13 protein-coding genes, 1 pseudogene and 1 riboswitch are annotated in these 14,574 nt (G+C 31.2%); of the genes and pseudogenes, 9 read left to right on the top strand and 5 right to left on the bottom strand.

Annotation, left to right across the window (positions count from 1 at the left end):
- The first annotated feature begins 128 nt into the window (after nucleotides 1-128).
- From Bccel_RS09995 to crcB, 6 genes are all read left to right on the top strand, one after another.
- Entirely contained in the window at nucleotides 129-1,661 is a 1,533-nt protein-coding gene (locus Bccel_RS09995) for a lipopolysaccharide biosynthesis protein (RefSeq protein ID WP_036947065.1), read from the top strand.
- Nucleotides 1,658-2,782 (top strand): glycosyltransferase, encoded by a 1,125-nt coding sequence (locus tag Bccel_RS09990; RefSeq protein ID WP_036947062.1) that lies wholly within the window; start codon nucleotides 1,658-1,660, stop codon nucleotides 2,780-2,782. Before Bccel_RS09995 ends, Bccel_RS09990 begins: the two co-directional genes overlap by 4 nt.
- The gene (locus Bccel_RS09985) at nucleotides 2,779-3,888 is read left to right on the top strand and encodes a polysaccharide pyruvyl transferase family protein (protein ID WP_036947059.1); all 1,110 of its coding nucleotides are present in this window, start codon (nucleotides 2,779-2,781) and stop codon (nucleotides 3,886-3,888) included. The genes Bccel_RS09990 and Bccel_RS09985 overlap by 4 nt, the downstream gene beginning before the upstream one ends.
- Complete coding sequence (locus Bccel_RS09980; RefSeq protein WP_036947056.1) at nucleotides 3,872-5,020, top strand: Coenzyme F420 hydrogenase/dehydrogenase, beta subunit C-terminal domain; 1,149 nt, start codon at nucleotides 3,872-3,874, stop codon at nucleotides 5,018-5,020. Before Bccel_RS09985 ends, Bccel_RS09980 begins: the two co-directional genes overlap by 17 nt.
- A 167-nt stretch (nucleotides 5,021-5,187) precedes the next feature.
- Nucleotides 5,188-6,159: an SDR family oxidoreductase gene (locus Bccel_RS09975; RefSeq protein WP_036947052.1), complete on the top strand. Its 972-nt coding sequence runs from the start codon at nucleotides 5,188-5,190 to the stop codon at nucleotides 6,157-6,159.
- 249 nt (nucleotides 6,160-6,408) lie between these two features.
- On the top strand, nucleotides 6,409-6,786 hold the full coding sequence (gene crcB / locus Bccel_RS09970) for a fluoride efflux transporter CrcB (RefSeq protein ID WP_036947049.1): 378 nt from the start codon (nucleotides 6,409-6,411) through the stop codon (nucleotides 6,784-6,786).
- A gap of 84 nt (nucleotides 6,787-6,870) precedes the next feature.
- Here the strand turns inward: crcB and Bccel_RS09965 are convergent, their stop codons facing one another.
- From Bccel_RS09965 to Bccel_RS09950, 4 genes are all read right to left on the bottom strand, one after another.
- Nucleotides 6,871-8,538: a hypothetical protein gene (locus Bccel_RS09965; protein WP_036947046.1), complete on the bottom strand. Its 1,668-nt coding sequence runs from the start codon at nucleotides 8,536-8,538 to the stop codon at nucleotides 6,871-6,873.
- A 194-nt stretch (nucleotides 8,539-8,732) separates the two neighbouring features.
- Nucleotides 8,733-9,383 (bottom strand): C40 family peptidase, encoded by a 651-nt coding sequence (locus Bccel_RS09960; RefSeq protein WP_050753334.1) that lies wholly within the window; start codon nucleotides 9,381-9,383, stop codon nucleotides 8,733-8,735.
- A gap of 4 nt (nucleotides 9,384-9,387) precedes the next feature.
- Nucleotides 9,388-9,532, bottom strand: a riboswitch (cyclic di-AMP (ydaO/yuaA leader).
- A gap of 130 nt (nucleotides 9,533-9,662) precedes the next feature.
- Entirely contained in the window at nucleotides 9,663-10,427 is a 765-nt protein-coding gene (locus Bccel_RS09955; RefSeq protein WP_036947043.1) for a MerR family transcriptional regulator, read from the bottom strand.
- Between the two features lie 234 nt (nucleotides 10,428-10,661).
- On the bottom strand, nucleotides 10,662-11,627 hold the full coding sequence (locus tag Bccel_RS09950; RefSeq protein WP_036947040.1) for a pentapeptide repeat-containing protein: 966 nt from the start codon (nucleotides 11,625-11,627) through the stop codon (nucleotides 10,662-10,664).
- A gap of 473 nt (nucleotides 11,628-12,100) precedes the next feature.
- Here Bccel_RS09950 and Bccel_RS28820 point away from each other — a divergent pair, with 473 nt between their 5' ends.
- The 3 genes and pseudogenes from Bccel_RS28820 to Bccel_RS28815 form a co-directional block, all read left to right on the top strand.
- Entirely contained in the window at nucleotides 12,101-12,970 is an 870-nt protein-coding gene (locus Bccel_RS28820) for a CdiA family toxin C-terminal domain-containing protein (protein WP_152965973.1), read from the top strand.
- A gap of 9 nt (nucleotides 12,971-12,979) precedes the next feature.
- The gene (gene cdiI, locus Bccel_RS09940; RefSeq protein WP_036947037.1) at nucleotides 12,980-13,366 is read left to right on the top strand and encodes a ribonuclease toxin immunity protein CdiI; all 387 of its coding nucleotides are present in this window, start codon (nucleotides 12,980-12,982) and stop codon (nucleotides 13,364-13,366) included.
- Nucleotides 13,367-13,498: 132 nt separating this feature from the next.
- Nucleotides 13,499-13,633, top strand: a pseudogene (locus tag Bccel_RS28815) (DUF255 domain-containing protein); the annotation flags it as partial.
- Between the two features lie 465 nt (nucleotides 13,634-14,098).
- Here Bccel_RS28815 and Bccel_RS32055 read toward each other — a convergent pair.
- A complete protein-coding gene (locus tag Bccel_RS32055; RefSeq protein ID WP_276326185.1) occupies nucleotides 14,099-14,227 on the bottom strand; it encodes a hypothetical protein in 129 nt (42 codons plus the stop codon).
- Nucleotides 14,228-14,574 lie beyond the last annotated feature (347 nt).

Genomic DNA, 14,574 nt, shown 5'->3' with positions numbered 1-14,574 from the left:
AATATTGATGTCATTTATAATAGTTCTAAAATATATTTTATGGACAGACTAAATTAAAATATCAATTGCGTATTTAATGAAACAAATATTTTTATAATGAGTTAAAATGCAAAAGGGGCACATAATTAATGAACAATAAAAAGAGATTAATGATTAATTTAATAGCGAGTTTCATAGCATTTACAGTGCAAATGGGAATAAGCTTTTTGTTAACACCATATATTGTTCGAAGATTGGGAAGTGAAGCATTTGGATTTATTAGTTTGGCTAATGATTTTGTGAATTACGCATCATTAATGACACTTGCATTAAATGCAATGGCAAGTAGATTTATTGCTATAAACTTATTCAGAGATGATAAAAAATCAGCAAATGAATATTACAATTCAACTTTCTTTGCAAATATATTCTTAGTATCACTACTTTTAAGCGTAGCAATAATTTTGACTGTTTACCTGGAAAGAATAGTTGAAATCCCTGCTAATTTAGTTAGCGAAGTAAAATTGACTTTTGCAATAGTCTTTATAAATTTTGGGATAAGTATATTTACATCAATGTACACAATAGGGTTTTTTATAAGAAATAGATTGGATAAAAGCTCTGTAATAGCTATAAAGTCTACATTATTAAAAGCAGTAGTTATAATTTTTTTGTATTTATGCTTTAAACCAAAAATTATTTTTGCAGTTTTAGCTGTTTTGTTAGCATCTATATATTCTCTAATAAAAAATATAGAGTTTCAAAATAAGAATCTACCTGAAGTAGTTTTAGACAAAAAATACTTTAAGATATCAAAAATAAAAGAATTATTGGCAGTTGGAATTTGGAATGTTATTACAAAGTTAAGTCAGATATTGACCTCAGGTTTGGATTTGTTGATGTCCAATGTGTTAATTGGAGCAACTCAAATGGGAGTATTATCTATAGCTAAAACAGTTCCAAATGTAATAATTTTGTTAAATTCAACACTTGCTAATATTTTTAACCCTGATCTTACAAAATTATATGCATTAAAACAAAAACAAGAATTAGTAGGGCAAATAAAAATATCTATGAAATTTATTTCTATGACTACTGCGATTAGTAATGCTACACTTATTGCTTTTGGATATGAATTTTTTTCATTGTGGGTTCCAACTCAGGATGCAGGGTTAATTCAGGTTTTATCAATATTAACTGTTGTTAACAGTTGCATAACTGGCCCACTACAACCGATATATTCAATAATAACAATAGCTAATAGAGTAAAGACAAGTTCTAAAGTTATGTTAGTGTATGGTGTAGTAAATTGTTTAATTACATTATTTGCTGTTAAGTATACGTCTTTAGGGTTATATGCTATAGCTGGTGTTAGCTTAATAGGTTCATTAGTTGTATCGATATTTTTTTATTTGCCATTTGGAGCAAAATGTTTGGAATTGGAATGGTATGCGTTTTTCCCGGATATCGGTAGAAGCATAATTGCTTTTTTAGTTATTATTATAAGTGGTGTTTTATTTAATTCTTTGGTAAATATTACTTCTTGGATGCAGCTGGTATTTTATGGTTGTACTTCTGCAGGAATTGGTAGTTTAATTAATATTTTTGTTGTTTTAGATAAAAAGGAAAGAGTGTTTTTCAAAAATATAGTTATAAATAAATTAAAGGAAGTAAAAAAATGAAAAAAAATATACTTATTGTTAACGATAAGTTATTAAGTGGCGGAGTAGAAAAAGTAATGTTTGATATGGCGACTAATTTGCCCGCCGATAAATACGATATAACTATTTTAACAGATATAAAAGATAATAGATTTTATGAAACATACCCTAACACTATAAAGTATATGCATATGGATTTTTTTGATAATGTGCAAAATAAATCAAACATAATAAAGAAAGTGAACAGAATATTGAAAAAAATTCTTTATTCTAAATTAATTAAGAAAATAAAAAATGAAAAATATAATATTGCAATTTCTATAAAAGAAGGAGAAAGTATGAAATTTGTATCCACGCTAAATATAGAAAGAAAAATTGGATGGGTACATGTTAACTACCATGATTTATATTGGACGGAATATGTGTTCGGAAATGCAATTAATGAGGTTAAATGTATGAAAACTTTTTCTAGTGTAGTATGTGTAACAAATGTGGTAAAAAACAGTATTATAGAAAAAATAGGTGATCCGGGAAATTTAAACGTTATATATAATCCAATAGATTCAAATATGATTTTGGATAAATCCAATGAAAAAGTTGATTTTTATCCGTCAATCGACAAATTAACTTTTATTACAGTCGGAAGATTATGTGTTGAAAAAGGAATAGAAAGAATAATTAGAGTTTATAACAAGTTGATAAAGGAATATGATTTTGAAATTTATATTATAGGTGGTACTAATAATAAGGAATATAAAAGAAAGTTAATAGATTTGGTTGATGAAAACAATAATGATAGTATATTTTTTTTGGGAGATAAAATAAATCCATATCCATACGTAAAAAAAGCAGATTGCTTTATATGTGCTTCAATAAGTGAAAGTTTTGGATTGGCAATTCAGGAAGCATTAACTCTAGATGTTCCAGTTATTATGACTAATTGTCCGGGGGCTGCAGAAATATTCGATGAAAAAACAGACGGAATAATTGTAGAGAATTCTGAAGAAGGGTTGTATAAGCAGATGAAAGAAATTTTAGAGAAACCTGGAATTATCAAAGAATATAAAGAAAAGTTAATAAATAAAACAAAAGATAATAAGTTAAAAAACACAATAAATGCAGTGGAGGAATTATTAAAATGAACAATAAAAAGGTGGGCATTTTAACTTTCCATATGGCACACAATTATGGTGCAATGTTGCAAGCATATGCCTTAAGAGAAAAAGTAGAAAAATTAGGATATGATAGTGAAGTAATAGATTATAGATTAGAATATATAGATCAATGGAGTAGAATAGAAAATTATAATTTTTTAATTGAAAGGTTTGGAGTACTAAAAGGAAATTTAAAGTTCATCAAACGACTATTAAAATTTTATTATAATCCCCAAAATAAAGCTATGAAGTACCACAAATTTATGTTAAATGATATAGGAATTTCCCAAAAGTGTTATAGAGATAAAAAAGAGCTGGAAAAGTTAACTTATGATTATTATATTTGTGGAAGCGACCAGATTTGGAATGAATCTCTAACTGGAGAATTTGAAGATGTGTATTTCTGCAACTTTGTAAAAAATGATGCAATAAAAATTGCATATGCTGCTAGCAATGGAAGAAATGAAATTCCAAAAGAACTATATTCAAAAATAGGGAAGCTTATAAAAAAATTTGATTATATAGGTATAAGAGAAAATGGTTTATCACAATACATAAATAATGAATATAAAGTAAAAGCAGTTAATGTTTTAGATCCTTCGTTACTTTTGAAGTCAGAAGAATGGGGAAAAATAGCAGTAAGGCCTAAGGATGATAAATATTTATTGATTTATGCCTTTGATGAAGATCAATTAATCTATGATTATGCTAAAAGAATTGCAAAAAAAAGAAATTTGAAAATAATATTACTAAGCTCAAAAAATATAGATGGAATGATAAATGTACGAAATTCTACAGGTCCAAAAGAATTTCTAGGCTTAATAAAATATGCTGAAGTTATTTGTACTGTATCTTTTCATGGAACTGCTTTTTCAATAATATTTAATAAAGAGTATTATTGTTTTCCGCATAAAGCATATGGATGTAGAACAAGTTCATTACAGAGTTTACTGGGAATTAATAGGGATATATTTTCAATTAATGATAAACTAGAACCTAATATTAATTATGAAACTGTGAATAAAAAGCTGGAAATTGAAAGAGAAAAATCTGTTGATTTCTTAAGAGGTGCTTTAAATGAAAAATGTTTATAATTCAAAAACAGAGTGTTATGGTTGTGGAGGTTGTAAAAATATATGTCCTAAAAATGCAATTAGTATGGCAGAAGACGAAGAAGGATTTTTACATCCTGAAATTAATGAAAGTTTATGTAATGGATGCAAACTATGTGTAAAGGTATGTCCAATAAAGAAAAGAGATAATAATAAAAATTTTATAAAGGCTGCATATGCTATAAAAAATAAAGATGAAGAAATAAGAAAAAGTAGTAGTTCAGGTGGAGTGTTTAGGGCATTGGCAAAATTTGTTATAGACAATAAAGGCATAGTTTTTGGAGCAAAATTTGATAATGATTTTTCTGTTATTCATGATAAGGCAGAAAGTTTAGAAGAATGTAAATTATTTAGTGGATCTAAGTATTTACAAAGCAATACAAAAAATACATATAGGGAAGTAGAACAATATTTAAATGAAAAAAAACTAGTTTTATATAGTGGAACACCTTGTCAAATTTATGGGTTGGAAACTTTTTTGGAAGGGAAAGATATTTCTGGTTTAATAACCTGCGATATAATATGTCACGGTACACCTAGTCCACTAATTTTTAAGGAATACATAAATAAGTTTGAAAAAGAATACAAGTCAAAAATTAAAAATGTTAACTTCAGATTTAAAAATGATGAAGCAATTACAAATATAAAATTAGATTTTGAAACTGGTGCAACATATATAAACTCTTCTAAAAGTGATGAATTTTATCAATTATTCTTAGACAGTATAATTTCAAAACCTGTATGCCATTCATGTAAATTTGCTAATAAAAATAGAGTAGGAGATATAACATTAGGAGATTTTTGGGGAATTGAAGAGGTATTGGATAATTTTGATGACAATAAAGGTGTATCGGCAGTACTAATTAATACCGAAAAGGGAGAAAGAATCTTTGAAAATATAAATAAAGAAAGTTTAACTATAGTAGAAGTGAAACCTGAACAAGTAAATCAACCACAATTGTATGAACCTACACCATGCTATTCTATAGATGACAGAATTAGCTTTTGGAATTCATACCAAAAATCAGGATACAATAAAGCTGTTGAAAATTTTAGAAAAAGGCCTTTTATTTACAAGTTGAAAAACAAAATAAGAAGAATTTTAAAGAGATAGGGTCAGGTCTTATAACCACAGGACTGATAGCTTGAGTATAATTGAATTCTTAGGTCAAACTAGAGAATAGTGATAAAATGAACAATTTAGTTAGTGTCATTATACCGATATAATACAACGTTGATGATGAGTTTTAGTTAATTCATACTTACAAAGGAGGATTAAATATGGCATCCTACTTAGTTACCGGAGGAGCCGGTTTTATAGGCTCAAATATTGTAGAGAAGTTAGTGATAGATGGTCACAAGGTAAGAGTGGTTGATAACCTTGCCACAGGAAAGATTGAGAATATAAATGATTTTATTAATGATATAGAATTTATTAAAGGTGACCTGGCAGATTTCATTGTTGCCAAAAGAGCAGTGGAGAAGATGGAATATATTATACATCAGGCAGCAATTCCTTCAGTGCCATTTTCTATAGAAAATCCAATTAAGGCGAATGAAAGCATGGTTACAGCAACCGTTAACCTTTTTAAAGCTGCTGTTGAAAGCGGATGCACTAAACGCATTGTTCAAGCTGTATCAGCTGCCGCTTACGGTAATAATCCCAAGCTGCCCAAACAAGAAGATATGTTACCTGAGCCGGTATCTCCTTATGCAGCTGCAAAACTGATGCAAGAATATTATGCAAGAGCCTTTTATAGCTCATATGATCTTGAAATTGTCTCGTTGAGGTATTTTAATGTATTCGGCCCGAAGCAGGATCCAAAGTCACCATACTCAGGTGTGGTTTCGATTTTTCTATCAAAAATGCTTAGGGGAGAAAGACCAACTATTTTTGGAGATGGTTCTACAAGCCGGGATTTTGTTTTTGTAGAAGATATAGTAACTGCTAATTTGCAGGCACTTTTATGCAAATGGACAGGTAATTCAGAAGTGATAAATATAGGCAGGGGTGAAAGTATTAGTTTAAATGAGTTAGTGATGTTGTTTAACGATATCCTTGAAGTTAATATAGAACCACTATATGAATCGGAGAGGATAGGAGATATAAAACATTCAATTGCCGATATCTCAAAAGCAGAAAGAATACTTGGATTTAAGCCTTCAGAAAGCTTGAAGTACGGTCTTCGCAAACTTATTTTGTGGTATAAAATGAATATGGACCAAGATAGTAAAGTTAAAGCCAGCTGTTAATAATAAGTTCTTGATTTATAGAAACGGGCATCTTAAAAATAAGGTGCTTTTTTATTTCCAGATCAATCATAAATCAATAAATCAATATACTTCGATTCGATCAAAGATCAAAGAACAGAAATGGGTGTAAATTCATAAGCTTTTTTGATACAATAATTATATTATTATAGTGCATATTAAGGCAAACTTAGATAGTTTAAAATATTATGATGCTACAGTGATTGTATAACAATTTTTAAGGAGCACAAAATGAACAAAATTTTACTGGCAGGCTGCGGGGGATTTATAGGAGCATCTGCAAGATACATTATATCCATAGCCTCAACAAAACTACTGCCAAGCAACTTTCCATATGGAACCTTTATTGTAAATGTAATAGGATGCTTTCTAATAGGCGTCATAATGGAGATGAGCTATAGGTATGGAAATATATCCGACAATATGAAAGTCTTTTTAACAACAGGTATATTGGGCGGATTAACGACATTTTCAACATTTAGCAACGAGACGGTGGAATTATTCTTAAAGGGAAAAACTATTACAAGTATTCTAAACGTACTTTTAAATGTAATTTTGTGCTTGGTTGGGGTTTATATCGGCAAAATGATAATTTCTAAAACACTGTAAAATGCACAGAATTTCCATCATGCTTTCTTACTAATGGAAATTCCGTGCTTACCCTATGTCCCTATCTATAATTTCTATTCCGGTTTATTCTGCTACTACCAGATTCATATGGAAGTTTATGTATTGTGAATTGACTACAGAGGAATAACCGTTAGTTGCCAAGCCCCAGACCTCAAGCCAGAAGCCATATGCTACAGCGGGGCAAGCTGATATTCCGTTTGGTAGTGTATCTACAGTAAATTCCACCTCTGCTGAATTCTCGCCTTGCCAACCCGCATTAGTGTCAGGTCTGTACTTAACAATAGAAGAGCCTGCGGGATGTCCATCCTTGCCTCTTGAGCCTGAGAGGCTGTATCTTAGAACATGTCCGTCAATATCAAAAGCTTTAATGCGGAACTTGATTTTTCTGTCAGCGGGATTTAGTTTTAGATATCCACAAGGTGTAACGCCACCAAGGCTTGTTCCCAAAGCCTCAAGGGAAATATCCGGGGCGTTGTTGTCAATTCTTATTATAGGCATTTCGTATTCTCCTACAGGTTTGTCGGAAGAATCATATCCTATAATTTTAAGTTTATAATAACCGTTTGCATGATTTGCAGAATTCCAAGTTATCTTTAAGGCGTGATCGTACCAATCTCCTTCAGGTTCTGTATCAATGTTTTGATACATTCCAGTTAACGGGTCAGGACCTAACGCTTTTATATCCCAGATACTAGTAGAACTGTTCCATTTGCAGTTGTAAACAGTATCTGTAACATTGTTCCATAGACTTGTAACATTGGTTGTACTTGCTTTTGCATACATAACCTTGTACTTAACGACATTACTGTTCTTTGCAAAAAGGCCATATATTCTCAATATGCCGCAAAAAGGCTGATGAGAAACTTTAATAGGATCTCCAGGCTTGGTTGTTACATACCCTTCTTTAAAATGTTCATCGTCAATCGGAATAAGTCCAAGCCGTAAATAGCGGAAGCCGCTTTGTGGGCTAGTAGAAGCTCCAACTGATACTGGTGTTACCTTCTTTGAATCGATAAAATATGAGCGGTTGAAATCCTGGCCGATATTCCAGTCTACTTTATCCTCATGTATTATGATCCATGATCCGTTTATGAATTGATAGAATCTTGCCTGGATATCAGGAACACTATCATACAAAAGGGGCAGAATTCTATTACGATATCTGAAGGAAGTAAATGTAAAGTTGAATTCATAATTTCCATTTGGATCAGTTATAGTTTCGCCTATATATTCTTCACTAGCTTTAAATTTAATGACAGGCTTATCAACTTCATAAAACTCAATTTTTACCATAGGTACAGGATTTACCGAAATTGGAACTTGTGTACCATTGCCATCATCCTCATATACAGTACTGAATACAGTTCCGTGCATACGATATTTCCTGGTAATCAGCCTGAACCAATTAATGAGGTTATCATGAATATAAAAATCAAGGTTGTGAACCTTATCTTCCTGAGAAATAAGGTTTTTAATATCACTGATTGATAATGTCTTGCTAAGGCTTGCTATATTTCCTGTATTTTTCATGCTTTCGGGAAGTACTTTGATTTCAAGGCTTTCAAGATCATCAGCTTTTGATACTGTCAGCTCATATGTACCGTCCTTATTTACTTTTGCACTGGTTATTCTGTTTTTCTCTGATACTGCAAATACAGAAAGGTTGTCCTTTGCAAAGTCAATATTATTTCCAACAAGTTTACCTTTAATGACTAGATTTTCCTTTCCCATATTAAATCCTCCTCTCATAACCACAAAACATTATTGATCATTGTTTATACAAAAATAATAACATTCAAAGACATCGGAGAATTAAATTTACTATGAAATGTAGCTAAAGAAAGATGAAATGATAAAAAACAGCTTTAGTATGTAAAAGGTAAGGAGATGAGACATGATAGCATACATACTCCTTACCGAATATTTTATGTTAATATTCTTTTAGCACCAATATAACGCGAAGCGAAGTAGCTGTTGCTGAAATCTGTTATTGACACTCCCATACTTGAACTTGCATGAATAAATTTGTTACTCCCCAAGTAAATACCTACATGTGAAGGGCCTGGCTTATAGGTTGAGAAGAACACTAGGTCACCGGGCTGCAAACTACTTTTCCCAACCCATATACCTTCATTATATTGGATAGCGGTAGTTCTTGATATCGATATACCGTTTTTTTTCATAACGTATTGTGTGAAGCCTGAACAGTCAAAGCCTGACGGAGAAGTTCCGCCCCATAAATATGGGACACCTATATACGTTTTTGCAGTCTGTGCTACTCTGTCAACCTTTATTTCTCGTGCGGTTTTACGTCCTACAACGCCATCCTGGGCTAAATAGTTATCTTTCTGAAACTTCATAACTGTTTGCTCGGTATAACTTCCGAAATACCCGTTTGGTTCGCCAATAAAGTATCCTAGATTTTTCAAATCCCTTTGCAGGTTTGTAACCTCAATACCGCTTTTTCCTTCATAAAGCAAAATGCTATTGGTATAATAATCGGCGTGAGCTTTACTAATGGTAAAAGTCAACACCATGGCTAAAAAAGCCAACATGATAAAAAACTTCTTTTTCACAATGATTTCCTCCTCTCAATGCCTACGAGGTTAGCTGACGGGTTCGGGATGAGTGGTATCCCTACTGCTTTAAATTAAAGCTGATTAACCCCAAGAAAAGATGCATCCCCCGTTCCTTAGATTATTTAAGGATTAGGCAACTATCAGGTTCATGTCTCGATTTAGGATTATAAGTGACATTGATGTTTTATTCAACCTGAAATAATTGGGTTGGAAATAGTGGAATAAAGTGTACAAAAAAAGCGACTGGTTTTTACCAATCGCCTAAAGATACTTATTCTATTCTTTCATTCCTGTATAAATGAGAACAGCGTCTCTTAAAAATACTGCCAAACCAGGCTGCTCTTTATCATAGTAGGCTGTAAATCTTTCATCATCTACATACATTTGAGCAATACCTGCATGAGCTTCTTTTGTATAGCTGCCCCATGCAAAACTTAACCACTGACGGTGCAAATCTGCAGCTTTTTGTGCAAGCTCGCATGCTGGATCGCCTGTTTCAAATGCAGCCTTTAATGTATCAAGAACACTTGCACCGAGTTTTTCAAAGTCATCATATTGTTCTTTTGTCATGTTTTTAAATATTTTATTTGATTTCTCAACCTGCTCGTCTCCGTATTTTGCCCTGACCTCTTTGCCGTATTTTGCTTCATTTTCATCAATCATTTTTTGTTTGAAACCTTCAAATTTTTCCTTATCACTCATAATAATTCTCCCTTCTGATTCCGCTATTGTTTTTTCAACATTAGCAATCAACAAGTCCAATTGTTCCCGTCTTGCCAGAAGATTTTTATGATGCTCTCTCAATGCGTTTTTACTGTCGAATGACGGTGCTGACAGAATAATTTTTATGTTTTCCAGGCTAACGCCCAGTTCCCTGTAAAAAAGTATCTGCTGCAGCTGTGAGACCTCCTGCTTCCCATATATACGGTACCCTGAAGAATTGATCCTTGCCGGCTTAAGAATCCCGATTTCATCATAGTACCGCAGTGTTCTGGTGCTGATTCCAGCCATTTTTCCCAGCTTTTGCACTGTATATTCCATATGCTCACCTCCTGACAATATTACTATACACCTTTACGCAGCGTCAATGTCAACATGGTTTTTAATGAAAATTTATTTTTCATTTGAGAAATTAATTATATATTTGATTTGATTAGAATTGCCAAGAAAATAATGAAAAAGAAGTTTAAGAATGCCATAAGGAGAATAACCTAATTTTTATCAATAGGTTATTCCAACTGTCACTTAAGGCAACTACTAGAAAGTGTTTCTTTATTAAACGAGAATTATATTTTTTTTCTGTTCGTCATCAAGTGTCAATGATTGTATATCATTTCTAAGAAAGATGGCTTCTTTTAAATTTGACCTTGTAAAATCAACATTTTTTAGTATAGCTCCTCTCATATCGCTATAACTAAGGTTGGCGTTTTCGAATTTAGCACCTTCAAGGTTAGTATTATTAAAAATTGCACCTACCAATAACGAGTTTTTTAAATTGCTTGCTGAAAGATTGCTTCCGCTAAAATTACAGTTACTTAGATTGATGCTCTCATAGTCTCCGTACGATAGGTCAAGTTCTTTTAAAATTTCGCTTTCGTACCCGTCTTCATACTTTCCTTCAAGCCATGACTTAATATCCCCAGAATTTTTAATCCTGTTATCTTCCCGATATACTATAGCATTAGATGTTCTATAATCGCCAACATAAATATTAACTACTTGTTTTCTATCCAAATCATTATACTCGGCAATTTTAACAGATTCGGGAAGTGCATATCTTGCCAGCTTAACAATATACTCATTGTAATGGGATATTTCATTTAACATGATTCTTTCGAGATCAGGCCTTAGTATTTTATTCATATAGAGCTTCCTGGTTTGCTCCAGTTCCTCAAGAAACTCCTCCAGATATTTAAAAGCCCAGGTAACATCATATTCTGATGTACATTCTATTTTATCTAGGTAATATAAGCCGCTATAGGCATCAATAAGGTAACTATATCTCTTTTCCAATATCCTTATTCTCAACAAAGAAAACTCTATATGGGCAATTTTATCTTTAATGCTATCAAGTTGCAATTTTTTAACTTTAATGCAAATTCTTCTAAATGCTTCAGTCATTTCTTTTGCAAGAGTGTCTTTATTTGTTTCAAAATAAAGTTTTAATTCATTTAACTTTTTATCTCTTATTTTGAAAATATAATTGTCGTAAAAGTGTTGCAAAGCCTCAGACTTCTTCATATTAAGCCCTCCTTTTTATAAACCATAACTTGTGCAATTATGGATGACCTGCAGCTTATTCATTAACTATATTAAAATCACTATTAATCTTACATTTAGCAGAGCAAAATAACGAACGTTTTAACGGTATTTTGCGATAGATAAATGTAAAAGATTAATTGATTTTAATATATATGTGTTACAATAACCAGTTTACCATTCAATTTATTGTAACACTTTTACCTTATTTTACATATAATATTGTTAAATTTATAATGATATTTTAATAAATGTAAATTGAGAGGTCAAGAAATATAGTAGTAAATATAGAAAAATTCATTTTTCGTAATTGTCGACATCTTTATTTTTATTTACTATAATAATTATAAAAGCAAATCCCCAAAATTAATATATCTTGTTTTAGATTGCCATTATGATAAAATATATGAGGAAAAAATAGGTAGCAGTAAAAGACGAATTTTAGGGGGGATAATATGGCTGTAGGAGACCAAGCGGTATCAGGAGAAAAATGTCGCCTTAATGAAGTATTGACTGATCTTTATAAAAATAAAGACCAACGCAGTATTAAAAGTATGGAGGAAGATATTAAGGAAAGACTTAAAGTAATGAATGGTGTGCAGATGAAAGCGGCATTAAATGACATATTTTCTGAGGTTTTGCCTAAAGTAGATGATAAAGACATAGATGATATAGTAAAGGCTATTTTAAATGATACTATAAAAAATTTACTTAAATGTGGTAAGACACCTAATGATTTGATGAAAATGGGATATTCTGTTGATGATTTAGTAAGTGCTGGTATTGATCCTAATGTATTACCAGGATATCAACATCTAGTTGAAGGTGAAGGTCTTATTAGAAAAAGTGCCCAAGTCAAGGGGGCTCACAATATGGAGGAATTTTATAAAGCACTCAAGGAAGATGCAAATAGCTTAGGCCTTGATTTTTGTAGTTATGAAGAATTTTGCGAAGCTGTGGGTGATGGAAGTAAATCTGTAGGTGGAGTTTATAACATTAGAATTACTAGAAATTTAAATGTTGATGGTATATATGAGGTTGAATATGATATACCTAAAGTCAATGGTAATACTAACCCAATAAAAGTTTTATATGATGATGGGGTAATACAGTCAAAACCTGCAAATGATGTAAAAACGGTATATGATCCCAAGATATATTCTGATGCAGAGATATATACGATGGGAAAACATCTTCTTGAAGATCAAATAGCAAAGGGAAATATTTCTGGAAGATATGTTACAGGAACAATAAATAATATAAAATTTTTAGGGTATTTAGATGATGCTGGTAATTTGACGAATTTTCATCCAGTAATCAAATAGGAGGGTAATATGTGTAGAATTATAAATAATGATACTGAAAAAGTAAAATTAATAGAGAATTATTTTTCACCATTAGATTGTGTTGATACAATATTAAGACACTTGAGTAAGCAAGGTAGATATTCATATGGTCTTAGTGAATATTGCTGTGTTAGAATGTCGGAATGGTATGATAAAGATGAAAAAAAAGAGAGATCTTATATTGGCGATGGTAATATAGAATTTATTGGATATGCTCCTTTCTTTAATGAGGATATTAAAACGATAGTATCAAATGAAGAGTTTATCAAATGGATAAAGTTATACGCGGAACAATATATAGAATTATATGGCCAAAAAGATGTAATAGATGAGTATGTAAATATGATACAAGAGAAATTAAATAAAAATTCCTAATAAAAACATCTGAAAGTTTTATGCATATATAACTTAATATATACTGTTTATCAGGGTAAAATAATATGATTAAAGATATTAACATTGTTCTGGTGGATGGTAAAATATGATTGAAAAAATGAAGAATATCGAAAAACAAATAGATTAGAGAAAGAAAAGTTGCCATATCTACTACAACACGCAAATAATCCTGTTAACTGGTACCTGTGGAGTCAGAATGCCTTTGATAAAGCCAAGTTTGAAGATAAACTTATCTTCCTGTCTATAGTTGAATATATAAATGCTTTCTTTCAAATAATAGTTTGGTGGTAAATAATTAATAAAATTAGGTCTTAATAGGGGTAACTCTCTATTGAGATCTTTTTTTCTCTTCTCTTTTTTCTATAAATATTCAATGTATGAGCAATTATTTTTCTCTTTTGCCTTTTTGTCAACTTCAATAAATCTGCCACTATTGATGAACTTCTGACTTCTGAATTCTTTCAAAATCATTTGTACTATCATCAGGTTTTGTATGCACCAAGTCAGAAGATAAACCTATCTTCCTGTCTATTGACTATAGCTGACCTGTATTCAAAGAACATGTCATTTGTGTAAATACTGCAAAGGCAACAACCTTCAAACCTGCTATTTATCTGAATTTTAAAAAATATGCACTTTACCTCTTTAGTTAAGAAAAACTTTAAAGTTAAAAAAATACCCTCACATTTTTGAGAGTATTCCATTAAGACATTATTGTATGTTTACTATCTTTACATAATTTGTTTTATATTCAGCTTTTCCTGTAGTTTCTTGGATAACCTTAGTGGGTATTTCGGCTGCATCCGTGCCGGAATATGCATTTAAAACACTGTTCTTCACTTTTTCTCCCCAATACTATGTTTGTCCAAAAGTCATTCCACCGTTTTTTTTGTATAAGAACCTAAATTCAAAAAATGCTAATAATGAATATACTATAATGACAAGTATAAGCATATTTGCTAATCACCTTCTTGAACTGATTTTGAAATAATGCCGCTGTTTTTTATGTGTACCTTCGTTTGATCTTTCACTCTAGAGATTTAACTAGACAATCTTTTTCTGAATTTTTAGTAGCTTCATTATTGTTTAAGGTATTTTTAGTATTTTTAATTCGATGGTTTTTAAACATAGCATCACCCGAAAAAAATATTGCCTTATTTTTTATTATGTATGCCCTATAAACTGAA

The sequence above is a fragment of the Pseudobacteroides cellulosolvens ATCC 35603 = DSM 2933 genome (assembly GCF_001262605.1).
Taxonomy (GTDB): domain Bacteria; phylum Bacillota; class Clostridia; order Acetivibrionales; family DSM-2933; genus Pseudobacteroides; species Pseudobacteroides cellulosolvens.
This window is presented reverse-complemented; position numbering and strand designations above follow the sequence as displayed.